The sequence below is a fragment of the Halorubrum wangae genome (assembly GCF_051194135.1).
GTDB lineage: Archaea > Halobacteriota > Halobacteria > Halobacteriales > Haloferacaceae > Halorubrum.
This window is the reverse complement of sequence record NZ_JBLZNH010000002.1, coordinates 679,092-696,937: the sequence shown is the minus strand read 5'-3', so window position 1 is coordinate 696,937 and position 17,846 is coordinate 679,092. Positions and strand designations below refer to the sequence as shown.

General features: G+C 68.2%; 21 protein-coding genes and 2 tRNA genes. 9 read left to right on the top strand and 14 right to left on the bottom strand.

Annotated features, from left to right (window positions below; all coding sequences use genetic code 11):
* The first annotated feature begins 59 nt into the window (after positions 1-59).
* On the top strand, positions 60-809 hold the full coding sequence (locus tag ACNS84_RS08710) for a sugar phosphate isomerase/epimerase family protein (RefSeq protein ID WP_435074456.1): 750 nt from the start codon (positions 60-62) through the stop codon (positions 807-809).
* Positions 810-843: 34 nt separating this feature from the next.
* Here ACNS84_RS08710 and ACNS84_RS08705 read toward each other — a convergent pair whose 3' ends face one another.
* The 3 genes from ACNS84_RS08705 to ACNS84_RS08695 all read right to left on the bottom strand — a co-directional run bounded on the left by ACNS84_RS08705 (position 844) and on the right by ACNS84_RS08695 (position 4,138).
* Complete coding sequence (locus ACNS84_RS08705) at positions 844-1,626, bottom strand: DUF7547 family protein (RefSeq protein WP_435074455.1); 783 nt, start codon at positions 1,624-1,626, stop codon at positions 844-846.
* A gap of 85 nt (positions 1,627-1,711) precedes the next feature.
* Positions 1,712-2,956, bottom strand: coding sequence for a GNAT family N-acetyltransferase (locus ACNS84_RS08700; RefSeq protein WP_435074454.1), 1,245 nt, complete (start codon positions 2,954-2,956; stop codon positions 1,712-1,714).
* A 78-nt stretch (positions 2,957-3,034) separates the two neighbouring features.
* Entirely contained in the window at positions 3,035-4,138 is a 1,104-nt protein-coding gene (locus tag ACNS84_RS08695) for an NADH:flavin oxidoreductase/NADH oxidase (protein WP_435074453.1), read from the bottom strand.
* 135 nt (positions 4,139-4,273) lie between these two features.
* On the opposite strand from ACNS84_RS08695, the gene ACNS84_RS08690 reads away from it, so the two are divergent.
* Positions 4,274-4,435: a hypothetical protein gene (locus ACNS84_RS08690; RefSeq protein ID WP_435074452.1), complete on the top strand. Its 162-nt coding sequence runs from the start codon at positions 4,274-4,276 to the stop codon at positions 4,433-4,435.
* Between the two features lie 80 nt (positions 4,436-4,515).
* On the opposite strand, the gene ACNS84_RS08685 is transcribed toward ACNS84_RS08690, so the two are convergent.
* From ACNS84_RS08685 to ACNS84_RS08670, 4 genes are all read right to left on the bottom strand, one after another.
* On the bottom strand, positions 4,516-5,061 hold the full coding sequence (locus ACNS84_RS08685; protein ID WP_435074451.1) for a DUF1684 domain-containing protein: 546 nt from the start codon (positions 5,059-5,061) through the stop codon (positions 4,516-4,518).
* Between the two features lie 73 nt (positions 5,062-5,134).
* Positions 5,135-5,836 (bottom strand): helix-turn-helix domain-containing protein, encoded by a 702-nt coding sequence (locus tag ACNS84_RS08680; RefSeq protein WP_435074450.1) that lies wholly within the window; start codon positions 5,834-5,836, stop codon positions 5,135-5,137.
* 85 nt (positions 5,837-5,921) lie between these two features.
* Positions 5,922-6,200 carry a DUF7521 family protein gene (locus ACNS84_RS08675; protein WP_435074449.1) on the bottom strand — a complete coding sequence of 93 codons (279 nt, stop codon included), beginning with the start codon at positions 6,198-6,200 and terminating at the stop codon, positions 5,922-5,924.
* Complete coding sequence (locus ACNS84_RS08670) at positions 6,197-6,586, bottom strand: helix-turn-helix domain-containing protein (protein ID WP_435074448.1); 390 nt, start codon at positions 6,584-6,586, stop codon at positions 6,197-6,199. The genes ACNS84_RS08675 and ACNS84_RS08670 overlap by 4 nt, the downstream gene beginning before the upstream one ends.
* Positions 6,587-6,686: 100 nt before the next feature.
* On the opposite strand from ACNS84_RS08670, the gene ACNS84_RS08665 reads away from it, so the two are divergent.
* The 3 genes from ACNS84_RS08665 (at position 6,687) to rnhB (ending at position 9,624) form a co-directional block, all read left to right on the top strand.
* Positions 6,687-8,321, top strand: a complete 1,635-nt coding sequence (locus ACNS84_RS08665; RefSeq protein WP_435074447.1) for a potassium channel family protein — start codon at positions 6,687-6,689, stop codon at positions 8,319-8,321.
* Positions 8,322-8,486: 165 nt separating this feature from the next.
* A complete protein-coding gene (locus ACNS84_RS08660; protein WP_435074446.1) occupies positions 8,487-8,858 on the top strand; it encodes a 30S ribosomal protein S8e in 372 nt (123 codons plus the stop codon).
* A 70-nt stretch (positions 8,859-8,928) separates the two neighbouring features.
* Positions 8,929-9,624: a ribonuclease HII gene (gene rnhB, locus ACNS84_RS08655; RefSeq protein ID WP_435074445.1), complete on the top strand. Its 696-nt coding sequence runs from the start codon at positions 8,929-8,931 to the stop codon at positions 9,622-9,624.
* Positions 9,625-9,684: 60 nt separating this feature from the next.
* On the opposite strand, the gene ACNS84_RS08650 is transcribed toward rnhB, so the two are convergent.
* Positions 9,685-11,286: a preprotein translocase subunit SecD gene (locus tag ACNS84_RS08650; protein WP_435074444.1), complete on the bottom strand. Its 1,602-nt coding sequence runs from the start codon at positions 11,284-11,286 to the stop codon at positions 9,685-9,687.
* A complete protein-coding gene (gene secF, locus ACNS84_RS08645; protein WP_435074443.1) occupies positions 11,286-12,167 on the bottom strand; it encodes a protein translocase subunit SecF in 882 nt (293 codons plus the stop codon). The genes ACNS84_RS08650 and secF overlap by 1 nt, the downstream gene beginning before the upstream one ends.
* A gap of 111 nt (positions 12,168-12,278) precedes the next feature.
* Between secF and ACNS84_RS08640 the strand changes: the two genes are divergently transcribed.
* Positions 12,279-12,629: a DUF7968 family protein gene (locus tag ACNS84_RS08640; RefSeq protein WP_435074442.1), complete on the top strand. Its 351-nt coding sequence runs from the start codon at positions 12,279-12,281 to the stop codon at positions 12,627-12,629.
* A 31-nt stretch (positions 12,630-12,660) separates the two neighbouring features.
* Here the strand turns inward: ACNS84_RS08640 and ACNS84_RS08635 are convergent, their stop codons facing one another.
* Both ACNS84_RS08635 and ACNS84_RS08630 read right to left on the bottom strand, forming a co-directional pair.
* Positions 12,661-13,209 carry a DUF5812 family protein gene (locus ACNS84_RS08635; protein ID WP_435074441.1) on the bottom strand — a complete coding sequence of 183 codons (549 nt, stop codon included), beginning with the start codon at positions 13,207-13,209 and terminating at the stop codon, positions 12,661-12,663.
* 44 nt (positions 13,210-13,253) lie between these two features.
* A complete protein-coding gene (locus ACNS84_RS08630; RefSeq protein ID WP_435074440.1) occupies positions 13,254-13,835 on the bottom strand; it encodes a DUF8056 family protein in 582 nt (193 codons plus the stop codon).
* Positions 13,836-13,917: 82 nt separating this feature from the next.
* Here ACNS84_RS08630 and ACNS84_RS08625 point away from each other — a divergent pair, with 82 nt between their 5' ends.
* Positions 13,918-14,562: an undecaprenyl diphosphate synthase family protein gene (locus ACNS84_RS08625; RefSeq protein WP_435074439.1), complete on the top strand. Its 645-nt coding sequence runs from the start codon at positions 13,918-13,920 to the stop codon at positions 14,560-14,562.
* A 42-nt stretch (positions 14,563-14,604) separates the two neighbouring features.
* On the opposite strand, the gene ACNS84_RS08620 is transcribed toward ACNS84_RS08625, so the two are convergent.
* From ACNS84_RS08620 to ACNS84_RS08610, 3 genes are all read right to left on the bottom strand, one after another.
* The gene (locus ACNS84_RS08620) at positions 14,605-15,771 is read right to left on the bottom strand and encodes an inorganic phosphate transporter (RefSeq protein WP_435074438.1); all 1,167 of its coding nucleotides are present in this window, start codon (positions 15,769-15,771) and stop codon (positions 14,605-14,607) included.
* Positions 15,772-15,960: 189 nt separating this feature from the next.
* Positions 15,961-16,031, bottom strand: a tRNA-Gly gene (locus ACNS84_RS08615).
* 88 nt (positions 16,032-16,119) lie between these two features.
* Positions 16,120-16,905: an enoyl-CoA hydratase/isomerase family protein gene (locus tag ACNS84_RS08610; RefSeq protein WP_435074437.1), complete on the bottom strand. Its 786-nt coding sequence runs from the start codon at positions 16,903-16,905 to the stop codon at positions 16,120-16,122.
* 59 nt (positions 16,906-16,964) lie between these two features.
* Here ACNS84_RS08610 and ACNS84_RS08605 point away from each other — a divergent pair, with 59 nt between their 5' ends.
* On the top strand, positions 16,965-17,630 hold the full coding sequence (locus ACNS84_RS08605; RefSeq protein ID WP_435074436.1) for a DUF7114 family protein: 666 nt from the start codon (positions 16,965-16,967) through the stop codon (positions 17,628-17,630).
* 113 nt (positions 17,631-17,743) lie between these two features.
* Positions 17,744-17,815: transfer RNA gene (locus ACNS84_RS08600), tRNA-Thr, on the top strand.
* Positions 17,816-17,846 lie beyond the last annotated feature (31 nt).

The window sequence follows — 17,846 nt, the reverse complement described above, 5'->3', positions numbered from 1 at the left end:
CGGCATCACCGCGACACGCCGTACACTACTTATAACACGCCGCCGCACGCACCGCCGATATGGATATCGGCCTCACCGTCGGCGACGACCTCGACCGCCTTGAGGCGTCGCCGTCACGGTTCGACTTCTGCGAACTCGGGGTCGGCGAGCCGACGCTCGTCCCCGGCGCGATCGATCCCGAGCGCATGGAGCGGGCGCTCGACGGACGCGACCTGCTCGTCCACCTCCCGTACGGGCAGCGGTTGGCGACGTACGTCCCCGAGGTCAACGACGCCATCGTCGACTACCAGCGGCGCCTTTTAAATGACGCCGGCGAACTCGGCGCCGAGAAGGCGGTCCTCCACGCAACTTCCGTCGACCGCGACGACGTCGAGTTCCGCGAGGTTGCCGCCGAGCAGCTCCGTCGAATCGCCGACGCCGGGCGCGAAGCGGGTGTCGAGGTCGTGGTCGAGAACGTCGGTCACCAGCACGCGGGGCTCCAGCTCTCCGTCCTTGGCGAGATCGCCCAGGAGACCGACACCCCGATCTGCTTCGACGTGGGACACGCGTACATGGAAGCCGGGAACAAGGCCATCACGCGGTTCCTCCGCGCCCACGGCGACCGCGTCTCACACCTCCACTGTCACGACGTGCGTCGCCGCGGCGACACCCACCTCCCGGTCGGCGCCGGCGAGGTGGAGTACGAGGCGGTGGCGGCGGAACTCGACGGCTTCGACGGCACCGTCGCGCTGGAAGTGTTCACCGACGACGACGCCCTGCTCGTCGACTCCGCGGAGCGCGTCGCCGACGTCCTCGGCGTGGATTTTTAAGTTCGAACGCGAGGTCGTCGCGGCGAGCGGGTACTCAGGTCTCGTCCGCGTCGTCGTCGGTCGCGGAGTCGCCGCTCTCGTCAGCCGTGTCGTCCGCGTCGTCGTCCTCTTCCTCCTCGTCCGCGTCGTCCCCGTCGACCTCGCGCTTGATCGACTCTAGCTCGGACTCGACGTCGACCTCGGGGGCCGGGTCGTCCGCGGCCTCGGCCTCACCGGCGGCCGCAGTCTCCTCGGACTCCGCGTCGGGGTCGGTCACGTCGATCCGAACGCCGCGGGCGCGGCCGGAATCGTCGCGATCCCGCCCCGCGTCCCGGTCGCTGCGACGGTTCGGCCGCCGCGCGGCGTCGGCCTGTCGCCGACCTTCCTCGATCCGCGATTCGATCTCTGCGGTCAGGTCCCGGGCCTCGGCGATGATCGACCGCGAGGCGGCCTCCTCCGGGAGGTCGGCCTCTGAGAGGGCCGTCCGGAGTTCGGCGAGCGACCGGGCGAGGCCGGCGCTCGCGCCGTCGCGCACGTCGGCGAGGCGGTCGGCGGTCGCGCCGGCGTCGTCGGCGAGATTCCGGCCGGGGTCGGCGATCCGGAGGGTTCCGCGGAGCAGTTCGAGCGACTTTATCGTGGTCTCCAACAGCGCGATGACCGTCGGAATCGTGTACTGCTCGGTGAACCGGAGTAGTTCGGAGAGGCTGGGCGGCCGCGGCGGCTCGCGTCGGTCGCGGCCGGACTCCCGCAGGTCGCGGCGAAGCTCGGTCAGAACGTCTTCGAGCTCGTCGAGGCGCTCCTCGAGCTCGTCGTCGCGTCGGTCGTCGCGGGAACTCATACCACGTGGTACGCGTCGCGCGAATAAAAAGGCCGGCCGAGACAGGCACGCGCCGAAGCCGACGGTGAGGTGCCGAGTCGGCGGCTCAGAACCCCTCGCGGAAGTGCGTCGTCCGCGGCGGGAACAGGGCGCGGAGCGCGGCGGCGACGTCGTCGTCGAGTTCGCCCCCGTCACCGGCCGCGAGTCCGCCGGCTCGACTGAGTTCGTCCACGGAACGATAGCCGACGTACAGCTGAGAGAGCGCACCGACGTCGGCGGCGGCGTCCGCCTCGACGGACTCGGGCTCGGCGTCGTGCGGCCCGACCGAGACAGAGCCCGGCGCGACGACCACGCGAAAGACGGCGTCGTTCCACGGTGCGAGCGCGTCGTCGACCGACAGCGAGAGCGTCGCCTCGGTCGCCGGGTTCGGATCGAGCGTTTCGAGGGCGGCGGCCACGTCGACAAGTCGGGCCATCGGTCCGGTCCCGACCTCGCAGGTGACGGCGCTGGGGTCCGCGACGAGGTCGAGAAGCAGGGCGTCCGGCGGCGCACGAATCCGGACCTCGCCGACCTGCGAGTCGTGGTTTCGACAGAAGCGAAGTAGCTGGAACCACGCCTCGTCGTCGGCGACGGCGATGTCGGAGACCCGCATGACGGCCTCCTCGGCGTCGTCGGGGTCGTCGTCGAAGGTGTACCGACAGAGCCCGCGGAGGTCACCGTCGCGCTCCCACCCGTACACGAACGGGTCCGTCTTCCACCCCTGCAGGACTCGTTCGCGCCACCACTCCTCGGTCCAAGCCATCGTGAGGTCGTACCGCTCCGCCATCGACGCGAGGAGCGACCTGACGGCCGCGTAGTCGTCCTCGTCGAGCGGGCGGAAGCTCCCGGCCGCGTCGCCGTCGCTCGCGATCAGTTCGTCGACGAAGCCGAGCTGGTCCGGCGGCGCGGTGAGCCGTCGATACCGGCTGGCGGTCGCCCAGCCGAACGACGCGTAGAAGGGATACTCGAAGGGCCATAGGACCGAGAGGTCGACGCCGCGGTCGCGGTACTCGGTCAGCGACTCGCGGAGCAGACGCCGGACGTTCCCCTGCCTTCGGTGTTCTGGCGGGGACGCGACCGCGGAGAGCCCGGCGATGTCTCGGTCGACACCGCGGATCCGGAGCGTGAAGTAGTGATGCGCGCAGACCGCGACGAGATCGTCGCCCGCGTCGAACAGGCCGCGCCGCTCGGAGACGGTGTCGTGATCGTCCGCCTCGTCTGGGTCGTACGGCCCCTCTGCGGGGGCGAAGGCGTACCGCATGAACGCGGCGAACTCGTCGGTGCGCTCATCGGGGACGGGTCGGTACTCCATACGCGGTCGGCTCCCGGAACGAGAATAAGTGTTGTCGGAGTGTGCGGTGAATTCTCGTCTACCGTCCCCGGCAATCTCTCAGTCGAAGCGGCCGCGCCGGTACTGCACCGGCCACTCGACTTCCGCGCCGAGTTCGTGGGCGGCCTCCAGCGGCCAATACGGGCGTCGTAGCATCTCTCGGCCGAGTGCAACGAGGTCTGCCCGTCCGTTCCGGACCAGGGCGTCGGCGTGCGTCGGCTCGGTAATTCCGCCGACCGCGGCGACCGGCACGTCGGTTCCCTCGCGGATCGCCTCGGCGTAGGGGACCTGATACCCCGGCCCCGTCCCCGGAATCTGCTGATCAGGGTGGATCCCCCCGCCGGAGACGTCGATCAGATCGACGCCGGCCTCGGCGAGGAGCGGGGCCAGGCGCACGGAGTCGTCGACGTCCCACGAGTCGCGGTCGGGGAGCCAGTCGGTCGCCGAGATACGGACGAACACCGGCTTGTCGTCGGGCCAGACGTCGCGGACGGCCGCGACTACCTCGCGAAGGAGTCGCGTCCGATTCTCGAAGCTCCCGCCGTACTCGTCGTCGCGGTCGTTGGTGACCGGCGAGAGGAACTGGTGGAGGAGGTAGCCGTGGGCCGCGTGAACCTCGGCGATCTCGAAGCCGGCGTCGAGCGAGCGGTTCGCGGCGTCGGCGAACGACTCGATCACGTCGTCGACATCTTCAACGTCCATCCGGCGGGTCGCCGCAGGCTCGCCGGTGTCCGCGTGGTCGCCGTCCGGATACGGCTCGTCGGTCGCGGAGACCGTCTCCCAGACCGTCGGATCGGCGGCGGGGATCGGGTCGCCCCCCTCGGCGGGCGGACGGTGCGAGGCCTTGCGCCCGGCGTGCGCCAGTTGGATTCCGGGCGTCGAACCCTGCGATCGGACGAACTCGACGATCGGTTCGATCGTCTCGGCGTGCTCGTCGGACCAGATGCCGAGACAACCGGGAGTGATCCGACCGCGCGCTTCGACCGCGGTCGCCTCCGTCATCACCACGCCGGCCCCGCCGACCGCGCGGGAGCCGAGGTGGATTCGGTGCCAGTCGTTCGCGAACCCGTCCTCCGCGGAGTACTGACACATCGGCGACAGCATCACGCGGTTCCGGAACTCGGTGTCGCGCAGCGTGAGCGGCGCGAAAAGCGAATCCGTCATCGTCGGAGCGGACGGCCGCCGCTGGGTAATGCGCTCCGATCCCCCGCGCGGATCGCCGCGTCCCGCGATCCGTGGACCCGCGCCGTTTTAGGCCGACCGAAACCTATAACCAGCCGTACCCCTGACGGAGTGGTAATGACCACTGGGGACCGGATCGACCGCAGCGGCGATGAGTCGGCGGACGCACGCCCGACCGTCGCGGCGAGTCGCTCTTCACCCGACCGGACCATCTTCGCGGAGCAGGGGAACACGGACGCGTGGATCGCGACCGACCTGACGGTCGAGTTAGAGCGGTAGGGCGGACCGGGCAGTTCGGCGACTCAGCGACTCGACGTTTCGTTCGATGACCATATCCGATGACCGCCGCGGATCGCGGCTTACTCGAGGTCGGGCGCGCGCTCGCCGGCCGGAACGACTATCTCGAGCCAGTTCTCCTCGGGAGGAAGCGGACAGGCGAACGTCTCGCTGTACGCGCAGAAGGGGTTGTACGCGAGGTTGAAATCGAGAGTGACGACACCGCCGTCGTCGAGGTCGCCGTCGGGCTCCAGCTCCATGTATCGACCCTGGTAGTACGTTTGCTGACCGGTCGTCTTGTCGCGGAAGGGGACGAAGATGGCGCCCTCCTCGCCCTCCTGTCGATAGCCGGCGAGCGTATGCTCCTCGCCGTTGACGTCGAACGCGAAGGTGACGACCCGGAGGTACCGGACCGGGTTGCTCGCGGTGGTCTCCATCTCGACCGGCTCGGGGTCGTCGTGGACAGTCACGGTCGCCTCGACGCGGTAGTCCGGATCGGGCGGGAAGTAGTCGAGGCCGTCGAACCCGTCGCGGTGTTCGGGCGGGATCGGCGACTGCGGGTGCTCGGCGAAGAAGTCGTCCTTCTCGCGGCGGTTGGCGCGAAGCCGCTCGGCGTACTCGTCGGTCATACGCGGTGGAAGGGGCGCCGGCGGTTTCAGGGCCGCGGTTCGAGCGGGTCGACGATCCATCTCGCCGAACCGCTCACAGCGTCTGGAGGTCGGCGAGGCAGTCGTCGAGGTCGCGCGTCGACGTCGCCAGCGAGAACTGATCGACGCGCGCGAGGTCGGCGGCGTGGTCCCAGAGATCCTCGGCCTCGATGCCGTGGAGAACGACCGCGTTCGGCGTCGGACTCACGACCCGGAGCGCGACCAGCGGGGACTCGCCGCGGGTCACGCCCGTGAACACGAGCGCGCGGTTCGTCGACTGACCGTACAGCCGGTAGAACTCCTCGCTGGAGAGCCGCGTGATCGCCTCGATGGAGTTGATCACGGTGTGGCCGTTGACGTGGTCCTGGTCGCCGCGAACGATCTCCGTCGCGTCCATCGCGTCGTAGAACTCCTCGACGGGCACCGCCGTGGAGTACTCGCGGAGGTCGTGGACGATGTCGCTCTCGAAGCCCGCCGAGAGCACGCGAGCGTACTGGCGGAGCCGGCCACCACCGCGGCGCTCGTCGATGTCCAACAGTCCGTCGACGATCCGACGCACGACGCCGATACCGGGGCTCTCGCGCCGGCCGCTCTCGTAGTCGGAGATCACGGACGAGGAGACCTCGAGCTGATCGGCGAGCTCCGTCTGCGAGACGTCGAAGTCGGTCCGCCACTTCCGGAGCGTCGCCCCGGGGTCGTCACTGAGCGTTATCTCGCCGGCGATCCGGCGAGAGAGCTCCTCGCGTGCGTCGCTCATGACGCGAAGTGACGACGGAGCGGCGCAAAAGGCTACCGAAAGTGGGGTTCGTTAAGTGTCGATATCCGCGGGCGCGTCGAGGCGGTCAATCCACGTACAGCGAGTAGACGATAACGCCGAAGCCGACCGCGGTCAGCAGGCTGTCTATCGCAATTCCCACCGCGAGGGGAGCGCCGATGAGTTGGTGCGAGACGCCGCCGACCAATGCGCCAACGGTGACGATACCGAATCCGGCCCCGAGCGCACGCAGCGAGGGATCACCCGTCCTACCGTACGCGCGGATCGCGTGGTAGGTGATACTGCCACCGAGCAGTAGGATGGCGGTCTTTGCGATGATGATGGCCAAATTTATGTGTGTTGTCATGTTTCCTCTCGCAGTTCAGACCACAGATCGGCCAGCCGTTCGTCCCGTGTGCGCTCCGGCCGCGAGAACTCGATGGACAGGTCGCGATGCGCGTCGTCCGCCCCGTCGAGCGAGACGGTCACCGAGTCGAACGAGACGGAGTACCGTGTCGTGTGTTGTCCGTCGCGACGGATGTCCGTCGACTCCCGGAGCAGGGAGGCATCGGTGAGCTTCTCCAGTTTGCGGTACGTCGTCGACAGGGGGATGTCGCACTCCTCGGAGAGGTCGCTCGCCGTCTTCGGCTCGGTGAGCGCCGTCACGATCCGGCGCGCGGCGTCGTCGGCCAGCGCGTCCAAGACGTCGTCGACCGACGGCGGATCCTCCTCCCGCGACGAGTTCCGCACCATGTCCGGTGTTAGAGACCCCCGTGAGTTAAACCATCGACCTTCGGCTCCGACGGCGACGGACGTGGCCCGTTTTTGTGGGTGGGTGGTGTACGAGAGCCAAATGGACTCGTGGAAGCGTCGCGTGATCGGGTACTTTGGTTTCGTCCTCTTCGTGCTGATCTTCACCGCGGTCGTCTACCGGTACGGGATGCGGGTGTACGAGGGCGATCCGCGCACGCTGATCGAGTCGCTGCGATTCTCGATCGAGATGTTCACGACCACCGGATTCGGCGGCGACGCGCCGTGGGAGAGCGAGCAGATGAACGCCTTCATCGCCGTGATGGACCTCGTCGGGATGGTGCTGCTGATCGGCGCGCTGCCCGTGGTGGTGACGCCGCTGTTAGAACAGGCCTTCTCGACGAGCGCACCCACGTCGCTGGACGAGGGGGTATCTGGGCACGTCGTCGTCTGTTCGGACACCTCGCGGTCGGCGGCGCTCATCGAGGAGTTCGACTCGCGCGAGATATCGTACGTGATCGTCGAACCGGACGCCGAACGCGCGGTTCGGCTTCACGAAGCGGGTCAGACGGTGATCCAGGCGGACCCGGAGTCCACCGACGGACTCGCCGCCGCGAACCTCTCCGAGGCCCGCGCGCTGATAACCGACGTGTCGGACAGGGTCGACGCGAGCATCGTGCTCGCCGCGAAAGAGCTGGCACCGGACGTGCGCGTCATCAGCGTCGTCGAGGACCCCGATCGCGAGCGGTATCACCGGCTCGCCGGGGCGGACGAAGTGCTGTCGCCGCGGGTGCTGCTCGGCGAGAGCCTCGCCGCGAAGGTGACGACCGCGCTCCAGACGGACCTCGGTGAGGCGGTCGACATCGGCGACTCGCTCCAGCTCGCGGAGGTGTCAGTGCCGCACGGGAGCCCGATAGCCGGCTCGACGCTGGCGAACAGTGGGGTTCGCGAGCGCGTCGGCGTCAACGTGATCGGCGCGTGGTTCAACGGCGAGTTCGACGCGGCGCCCCCGCCGGACGCGACGCTGTCGCCCGGAACGGTGCTGCTCGTCTCCGGGCGATCGGATCAGCTGGAGCGGCTTGTCGAGCTGACGAACTCCGCGACGCGTCGGTTCGGAGCCGGCGAGATAGTCATCATCGGCTACGGACAGGTCGGCCGCACGGCCGCCGAGGCCATCCGAAGCGCCGACTTGCCGGTCACTATCGTCGACCAGACCGACGCCGAGGGCGTCGACGTGGTCGGCGACGCCACCGACCCGGAGACGCTGCGTGCCGCAGGCGTCGAGGCGGCGCGAACGGTCGTGCTCGCGCTTCCCGACGACACCACGACGGAGTTCACGACGCTCGTGGTCCGCGACTTGGCGCCGAACACGCAGATCCTCGCCCGTGTCGAAGAGGCCCCGAGCATCCAGAAGATGCATCGAGCGGGCGCCGACTACGTGCTCTCGCTCGGTCGAGTCACCGGCCGCCTGTCCGCCTCGACGGTCCTCGACGACCGCGACGTGCTCTCACTGGATCAGCAGATAGAGGTCGTCAGGAGCCGCGTGCCGCGACTCGTCGGGCGAACCGTCGGCGAGGCGAACGTCCGCGAGACGACCGGCTGCACTGTCATCGCGATCGAGCGCGGCGACGAGACGCTGACAGAGATCGGTCCCAACACGCAGATCCACGCGGACGACGAACTCATCGTCGTCGGTGACGACGAGGGAATCCGAGAGTTCGAGCATCGGTTCGCGTGACCGCGGGCGACGCGTTCTGGAAGCGCGGGCGTCGAGTTCCGCGGCCGTGAGCCCGTCGCGTCAACGGCCGCGTGCCTCCCGGGAGGGGCCGTTGCCCCGTCAGGTCCCGTCTCGGCACCGAGGCGAGTCGAACGCTTCAAGTATTCGCTGGCTGTTCTTGTCTGTATGAAAGACCAGGGACGTTCCACGCGCAAGCGGACGGGCGGCCGACTCAAGCACGCCTCGAACAAGAAGCGCCACCAGCTCGGGCGAGAGCCGGCCGAGACAACCGTCGGCGAGACGCGAGTCCAGTACATCGACTCCCGCGGTAACGAGAAGAAGGTCCGCGCGCTCTCGACGAACGTCGCGCAGGTCGCCGACGGGAGCGAGGTCAGCGAGGCCGAGATCGAGAACGTCGTCGACAACCCCTCCAACGTCAACTACGCTCGCCGGAACATCGTCACGAAGGGCGCCATCATCGACACGTCCGCCGGCCGCGCCCGTGTCACCTCGCGCCCCGGTCAGTCCGGACAGGTCAACGCCGTCCTCCTCGACTGAAGGGACCGACGGCCGGCCGTTCCCGGCCGCTTTCTGAACGTATTTATCCGTCCCCAACGACCAGTGACGCGTGTATCTCGGCGTCGACGAGGCCGGTAAGGGACCCGTGCTCGGACCGATGGTCGCCGCGGCCGTGCTCTCGGACCCCGCGAGCCTCCCGACCGGCATCGACGATTCGAAGCGACTCTCCCCGGAGCGACGCGAGACGTTAGACGAGGCGATCCGCGGAATCGACGGCGTCGCGCTCGGCGTCGCGTTCGTCGAGCCCGCCGAGATCGACCGGCCGGACACTGATATGAACACGCTCACCGTTCGCGGGCAGGCGCGGGCTGTACGGGCCGCACTAGACGGGCGTGAGTCGAGCGTGCGCGTCCGCGTCGTCGCCGACGCGGGCGACACCAGCGAGGCGCGGTTCGCGCGTCGGCTCGGCGAGTTTGTCCAAGAAGACTCCGAAGACTCCGAAGACGACGACCCTCCGACGGTCGACGTCGAGGCCTACCACGGCGCGGACGAGTCGGACCCGGTCGTCGGGGCGGCGAGCGTGGTCGCCAAGGTGGCCCGCGACGCGCGGATGGCGGCGATCGACGACGCGTATCCGACGTACGACGGCGTCGGGAGCGGCTATCCGAGCGATCCGTCGACGCGGTCGTTCCTGCGCGCGTACGTGGCCGATCACGGTGACGTGCCAGACTGCGCCCGCCGGTCGTGGGCGACCTGTGACGACGTGTTGGCGGCCGTCGAGCAGTCCGGGCTCGACGAGTTCTAAGCTAGCACCGAGGCCGTCCCGGTCTCGGCGCCGAAAAAAGCGAACAGCGCCGCGACCCGCTCACCGGATCGTCAGGAGTCGGCGCAGGATGTCGCCGTAGGCGGGGCGGGTGACGAGAACCCCGATCAGGACGCCGAGGATGGTGAATATCGCGAACCCGGAGAGGTCTCCGAGCGAGAGCACCATTAGCGGCGACATCGCGACGATAGTCGTCGCGGCGGCGGCGCCGATGACCCAGAAGGCCCGGCGGAACCGGGAGTCAAACACCTTCCGGGAGTTGACGTCGCCTTCGCTCATCACCTCGTCGGCGATGATCACGAGGTCGTCGACGCCGGTCCCGACGACCGCGATGAAACCGGCGATGACCGCGAGCTCGATCGGATAGCTCACCAGAGCGGCGAAGCCGAGCAGGGCGTACACCTCCGCGAGCGCCGTGACGATCATCGGCAGCGCCACGGCGGGCTCGCGGTAGCGTAAGAACACCATGCCCGCGACCGCGAACACCGCGAGAATCCCCGTCACCAGCGAGTAGTTCTTGTAGTTCTCTCCCTGCGCGGCCGAGATGGTACTGGACGTCCCCTGGCCGCTGATGTCGAGTTCTGCCGGCAGCGCGCCGGCGCGCAGATTGACCGATATCTCCTGGGCCGTCGAGAACTCGCCCGTGGTCAGCCGGAAGTTCGCGGTGTCGGCCCACGTGCCGGCCTCCATGCTGGCGGCGAGTCCCGGGTCCATCCCGAAGGAGTTGACGACTTCGCCGTTGACGGTGAGCAGGAGACACGGGTTCGAGTTCTCGATCTCGCCGGTCTCGGGGTTGTACCCGCAGCGGTCGCTCTCGGACTGGTACGCTGCCGGGAACCCGCGGTCGACGACGGCCTGTTGGAACTGCGCCGCGGGCGACTGCTGGCCGTCTGACGCCGTGTTCCTGACGTTCACCGGTACGTACGAGATGGTGGTGCGCTCCTGTTGAGAGGCCGTGCCGATGTTCTCGAAGTCGTCCTGAATGAGGACCCCTTCGTCGACGGCAGTGCCGTTTGCGGTCGGGTACGCGATGTCAATCTGGACCGTGCCGCGCTCTTCGAGGAGCGAGACCACGTCGCTCCGGTTCTCTCCCGGCACCTCGACGAGCATGAAGTACTCGCCGCTGAGCGACTGTACCTGCTGGACGCTGCCGCCCGAGAGCCCCGCCTCGTTGATCTTCCCCTCGATGATGCTCTGCGTCAGGTCGCGAGTCTCAGCGGTCACGCCGGAGCGGATCCCGTCGTACTCGTAGCCGGAGGCGTCCATCGCCGCGCGGAATTCGTCTTCGGTCACGGACGGGTCGGTCACCTCGATGGCGCGAACGTCCTCGCCCACGCTCGACCCGACGTCGCGAAGCTGAACGCCGTCGAGTTCCTCAGCGACGGTCAGTTCGACCGTCGCGGGGTCGTCGCCGGCGAAGTCGACGCCGGTGGCGGTGTACCCCTGTAGCGGCGCCCGAACGCGGGTTCCACCCTCCAAGTCCAGTCCGTACTGGAGGTTCGTGAGTCCCTGACTGGCTTCGTCCTGGCTCTCGCCCGGCGCGGTCTCAGGCGCGAACTGCGGGGCGAACAGCGCGACCGACGCACCGACCACGACGACGACGAGCAGCAGGATGCGCCAGTTGTTCTTGATCGGTTCCAACATCAGTTCTTCACCCCCTCGAACTTGTACCAGCGAAGCAGTGAGACGTTCAGCAGGTACGTGTTCATCAGGTCGGCACAGAGGCCGACCGAGAGGATGATCCCGATGTTTCGGAGGAGATCAACGCCGAAGACGGTCGCGACGATGGCCATCACGATCATCGCGGCCATCGACGTGAGCGTCATCGTCACCCCGGTCCGCATCGCGCGGCTCACCGACTCGTAGAAGTTGCCCGTCCGCCGCAGCACGGAGTTGTTCAACAGGATGTCGGAGTCGACGCTGTACCCGATGATCATCAGGAGCGCCGCGATGGTCCCGAGCGTCATCTGGATGCCGAGAAGGTTCATCACCGCGACGGGGATGACCAAGTCGGAGAACGCCGAGGCGACCACCGCGAGCGAGGGGATGAACGTCCGGAACAGCGCGAACACGAGCACACTCATCCCGAGGAACGCCAGCGCGACCCCGAACACGGCGGTCCGGGCTGTGTCGCTGGCGAAACTCGGCGACACCTGGTCGACCGCCGTCGTGGTGAGTCCCGCCTCGTCGGCCCGTTGGCCCAGTTCCTCGGCTAGTCCCTCCGGATCCTCGTCGGCCGCGCGGAAGGTGACGACGTACACGTCGTCCGCGGGTATCGACTGGATCGAGTCTGGCTGCCTGTCGAATTCGGTCTCGATGCGTTCCTCGACGTTCCCACCGTCGTCGGCGATCCGAAGCTCGACGCCGCCCGTGAACGCCAAGCCGAGGTTGGCCGGCGCACCCGTGACGAGATACCATCCCAAGATGATGGCGAGTGCGAGGACGAGCACGCCGAGCGGAATCGCCACGAGCTGCCGGTTCGAATAGTCGGTGTAGTTGACTTCCGGTACCTCGATCCCTAACATAAATACCGGTTCCTTCGCGGGCGCGAATAAGCCTTCTCAATCAGTGGCGCTCTGGCGAGCGCGACGCGAATCACCGAAACGGACAACCCGACGCGCGCGGTATATCGACCGATGAACACCCCCGAGGCCACGCGCGTCGTCCTCTCGTACCCCGAGGGGCTCAGCGATTGGGGACGCGACCAGGTCGAGACGGACCGCTACCGAGGCTACTTCGCCCGGGTGATGGACCGGGCCGCGGTCGGCGACATCCGCGAGGAGTTCGTCGACGTCGGCTGCTGCGGGGACAGCCTCGACGTGCCGTTCCGCGTGGAACGGCTGGAGGTCGACGGCGACGATGTCGACATCGCAGTCGTGACGAGGGACACCGCCGTCGACTACGAGACGCGGCCCGGAGGCGTCGACGGCGGCTGGCGGGTCCAGAGCGCGGCCGGCGAGACCTGCGCACGCCCCGATCAGGACTGAGTGAGCCGAGTGCGGTCCGCCCCCGACGGCGTCACGGCATGTACCGGACGCTGACGACGCCGGGTTCGGAGCGGACCTCGACGCGGTTCACGCCGAGCCGAGCGGCCCGCGACAGCGTCGCCTCGCGATTCTCGATCACGTCCGCGACCGCGTCTCCGGTGTCCGACTCGGGCGGCGTCAGTACGTGGATCTCGCCCACGCCGGCGCGCGGTTCGCGCGCGAGTTCTCCGGTGGGCGTCTCGGCCGCGAGCTCGCGCTCGTGAACCGTCGGGGGCTCGTCGCTCTCTTCGACCGAGAGACGACGCCGCTCCGTCACCTCGATCACGCGGTACGTCACCTCCATCGGCGGGTCGGGCGCGACGGTCGCCTCGACCGCGTCGTCCACCTCGAGACCGGGATTCGAGCTCAGCGTGTGCACCTGCCCGTCGTGGACGTCCTTCAACACGGCCGAGTCGCTCTCGACGTGCGTTACGAGGAACGTGCTCTCCTTCCCGTCTGCGTGTTCCGCCCCGTCGTCGGTCGGCGTGTCGGCTGTGTGCTCCGATCCCGCCGTGTCGGTGCCGTCCGGCTCGTTGGTCATTGACGGAGATACGCGACCGAGCCTTTTCCGGGTTTCGAGCCGCGTCAGTCGTCTTCGATCGAGGGTTCGCCCGCGGCGGCGGACGGCTCGTCGATCGCTTCCTCGGCGGCCGTCTCGTCGGCAGTCACGCGGAGTCGGTAGTGGATCGCGAACACGACGAGCGCGGCAACGACCGGGGGAACGAAGCCGACGGGCCGTGGGAGCGCGTAGAGAGCGTTGACAACCACGGATTCGGCTGGCTCGCGAAGTTCGGCCGGCGCGGAGATAATCATCCCGACGTACAGCGACAGGAGGAACAGGAACCCCCCGTACGCCATTTTTCGATCGTATCCCGGCCGGACGGGGTCGTCGCGGCGGTGTCGCCGCGCGACGAACAGCAACGGGGCGAGCAGCGGCGCGACCGCGGCGAATCCCGCGATCACGTACAGCGACCGCGAGAAGAGGAACGTGCCGCCCTGCACGTCGGCCGTCTCAGCCATCCAGACGACGAGCGCGAGGGTGACGACGGTCGCGATCAGCCCGGCCGTGAGCGCGCCGATAACGCCGTACACGCGCATCGTCCACGACTCGGTGTGTCGGATCGCGTAGGGAATCGCGCCGAACACCCCGCGGTAGCTGTCTGCCATCGTCTAGGTTACGGCCGACGTCGAATTAAACCCCTCGTCGGCGGACGCGGAGTTTTACATACACGGGGAGGAAGCGTCGTACGTGGGTCTGTACGACGCGTATCTCACCGTCCGCCATCGCCTCCACGACGGGGAGCCGCCGGAGCACGTAGCGATCGTCATCACTGAGCGTGACCTCCTCGTCGACGGCGCGTTCGACACGCTCGCCGAGGCGCTCGGGTGGGCACTGGAGTACGGAGCCGAGCGCGTGACCGTGTCGGTCTCGGTGCTCGACGAGTCCGTGGTCCCGACGCTCACGCGCGAACTGCGTCGCCTCGACGCGCCCGCCCCGTTCGTCGTGCGCGGTCCCGAAGACACCGAGGGATCCGCGCCGTCGCCCGACGCGACCGAGTCGGGCGCGGCCGACGCCCCCATTCGGATCACGGTGGGACTCGGCGGGAAAGCGGAGTTCGCCGCCGCGGTCCGAGAGCTCGCGAGCGACGTCGACGCCGGGGCACTCGATCCGGCATCCATCGACGCGGACGACGTCAGCGACAGACTCGTGTTCCCGGAGGAGCCGGACCTCGTGATCAAGACGGGCGCGGAGCGGCTCTCGGACTTCGCTATCTGGCAGTCGGTGTACGCGGAACTCTACTTCACGGACGTGAACTGGCGCGACTTCAGGAGGCGAGACTACCTGCGCGCAGTCCTCGACTTCCAGGACCGACAGCGACGGTTCGGGCGGTAACGCGGTTGCCCCGGCGTCGCGTTCACGGACGGAGGGGCCTCCTCACCAGATGTAGTGGAACAGCAGGGTGAACGTGACGAGCGCCCCGACCGTCGAGAGGAGCGGAACGACGTTCTGCATGAGCACGACGCGCGCACTCGTGCTCGGGTTGAACAGGTCCGACGCAGAGGGGATATCCTTCGGATTGCCCTTGCCGATCTCCTCCGTTCCGTCCGCCTTCAGCGCGCCGACGGACACCTTCGGCTCCTTCTCGCCGCTGATCCCCTGTCGCACCGTCACCGTCCTGGTCGCGCGTCCCCAGCCGAGGCCGACGATCGACATGGTCGCGATGATGACGAACGAGGCCGGGATTCCGACCGCGGAGAGGCTGATGACGATTCCGGAGGAGACGCAGGCGACGACAATCGCTGCGGTCAGCGGGAGGTCGGTGATGTCGTTTCCGAGCGTGTCGAGGGTGCGCCGCGCGATCGTAAACGCCCCCACCGCGACCGCGGCACTCCCGAGCAGGATCATCGGCGTCATCTCGACGTTGTCGAGCGCGACGAGCGGCGCGATAGCGTTCGCGATGTTCGAGGTGCCGGATGAGAAGGCCATCAGGCAGCCGATCGCGATGACGACGAAGCCGCCGACGAGTTCGCGTCGGGTCGTGTTCGGTCCGGCCACCAGCTTCGGCACGACTCCCGAGCGGTTGATCTCGAAGAGTGCGCCGTCGGTGCTGTCTATCGCCACCCAGCGGTCGATAGCCGGGTAGAAGTAGCGACCGACGACGCCGGAGACCCAGAACCCGATGATCGGCGCGACGATCCACCAGATGGCTATCTCGCCCATCACCGCTCTATCGAGGGTACCCGTCGCCAGTCCGAGTCCCGCGATCGCCCCCACCGCCGTCATCGAGGTCGACGCCGGAACGCCGGCGAAGTTGCCGATGAACAGCGCGCCCCCGATGAAAAAGAGGACCACGATGCTCGTCTCCAGGGTGAATACGTTCCCGCCGGTGACGAGGTCCTCCCCGAGCGTCGTCACGACGCGCTGGCCGAGCGTGCCGGCACCGATAAAGAAGAACACGGACATCAGTGCCGCCGCACCCGACTTCGAGAGAACGCCCGACCCGACCGCCGGACCGAACGCCGGGCCGGTCGTGGCGCCACCGATGTTGTACCCGACGAACGCTGCGACCACGAACCCGACGAGAAGCAGGACCTCAACCATATACTTGTTATAACAACGCACGTCCGGTTAAGCGAACAGGTTTACGCCGACGAGGAAGGTACCGACAGCCAGTCCGACGGGGCGAACGCTAGCGGCAGAACTCAGTCGAAGAATACATCGGAATAAATCGGAATACTTCGGTCGAGACTCCGCGAGCGGAGAGTCAAGACGACGAACGACCACAGAGAGTGCACCGGCCGAGATTTGAACTCGGGTTGCAACCATGGCAAGGTTGCGTGATACCACTACACTACCGGTGCGTGCTTCGCACTTATTGGTTGGCCGGAGATCCACTTAAACCTGTCACATCGGGACGGCGCCGGAGTCGGAATGCACCGACTGCTCGCCTCACTCCCCCCTCGCCGCCGCTATCTCCCCGCCGTGTGACCTGACGAGCGCGGCGAACGCCGCTGCCTCCGCCGCTTCCTGCGTCGCGTCGTCCCGACGGTCGCGAATCCGCCGCTTGATCGCCCGCAGCGCGTCCGGCTTTCCGGCCGCTATCGTGTCGGCGACCGCGCGCGGGTCGTCGACGACCCGGGAGACGAGTCCGGTTCGGAGCGCCGCGTCGGCGTCGAGAACGCGGCCCGAGAGCGCGAAGTCGAGCGCGTCGCCCTCACGCATCACTCGCGGGAGCCTGACCGTACCGCCCCACGCGCCGAACAGCCCGAATTCGACGCCGGGTTCCGCGAACGTCGCGGCGGGCGTGGCGACCCGGACGTCGGCCGCGAGCGCGAGTTCGACGCCGCCGCCGCGGGCCGCGCCGTCGATTCCACAGACGACGACCGTGTCGGCGTCCGCAATCGCCGCGGCGGTGCGTTGTCCCAGCCGGGCGAACGACGACGCGGCGGTCGGATCGGCTCCGGCACCCGCGCTGTCAGTGTCGCCGCTGTCGTCGGGGACCTCGAAGTCGTTCGGGACGTCGACGTCGCCGCTTGCGTCGAGGTCAGCGACGGCTTCCAGGTCGGCGCCGGCACAGAAGGCGTCGCCGGCGCCTCGGAGGTAGGTCACGGGCGTCTCGGCGTCGGCGACGGCGCTTCGGAGCGCGGACAGATCTCTGGGCCGAAGCGCGTTTCGCCGCGCGGGACGGTCGAGCGTGACGACGCGAACGCGGTCGTCGGTACGGGTGCGGATCACGGTGTCGTGTCCCGGTCGTTTCCAAAGGTCTTTGCCCTTCGCTCGACTATCTTACGGCAATGGATGATGCCGCGCGAGCGCGTGAGGCAGCACACGAGGCGCTCGCGGACGTCGAGCCCGCGCAGTTGCGAGGGACCCTCGAGAAACGCATTCTCGACGCCGCCGTGACGCCCGGCGTGCTGGCGTTGGTCACGGCCCGTGCGGTGGACCCCGACGTGGACCTGGACGAGGTCGTCGACCGGGCGGCGGGCGTGCAGCTCATTTACGAGGGTCTGCGACTTACCCGCGCGCTGGCTCACGACGAGCCGTGGGTGACCGCGCCGACCCGCGAGAGCGACATCGACGCTGACATGGACGTGCTCACGGCCGACGTGCTCGTCTCACGCGGATTCTCGCTGCTGGCGTGTACCGAAGCGGCCGGCGCCGCGGTCGAGGTCGTTCGCGCGTTCGGCCGCGATCAGACGCTCCGCGACCGCGAGGGGATCGACTCCGCGGCGGCGACCGCGCTCGACCGGAACCTGGAGGTCGACGCCCTCGAACTGGCGGTCGTCGCGGGTACGACGGCCGTCGGCGGTGACCCGCCCGAGGAGCTGCTGACGTACGCCCGCGAGCTGGCGGCCGACTACGACCGCGAGTTCCCCCCGCCGGGGCGGGCGCTCCCGGAGGCGACCGCCGACCGGATCGCGGACATCTCCGACCGCGCCGTGAGCGCGACGGATCGGTGAGCGGCCGACCGTCGGGCGGGTGATCTGCGTGGCCGGGTGACGGCCGGATCGGGCGACGACTCGCCGGCGGATCGAAACCCATAAAGTCGAATCCGGTCAACGACTGATTGCGTGCCTGGGTAGCTTAGCGGTAAAGCGCGTCCTTGGTAAGGACGAGACCCCGAGTTCAAATCTCGGCCTAGGCTTCAGGAACACGGCTTCAGAACCGTTCTCCGG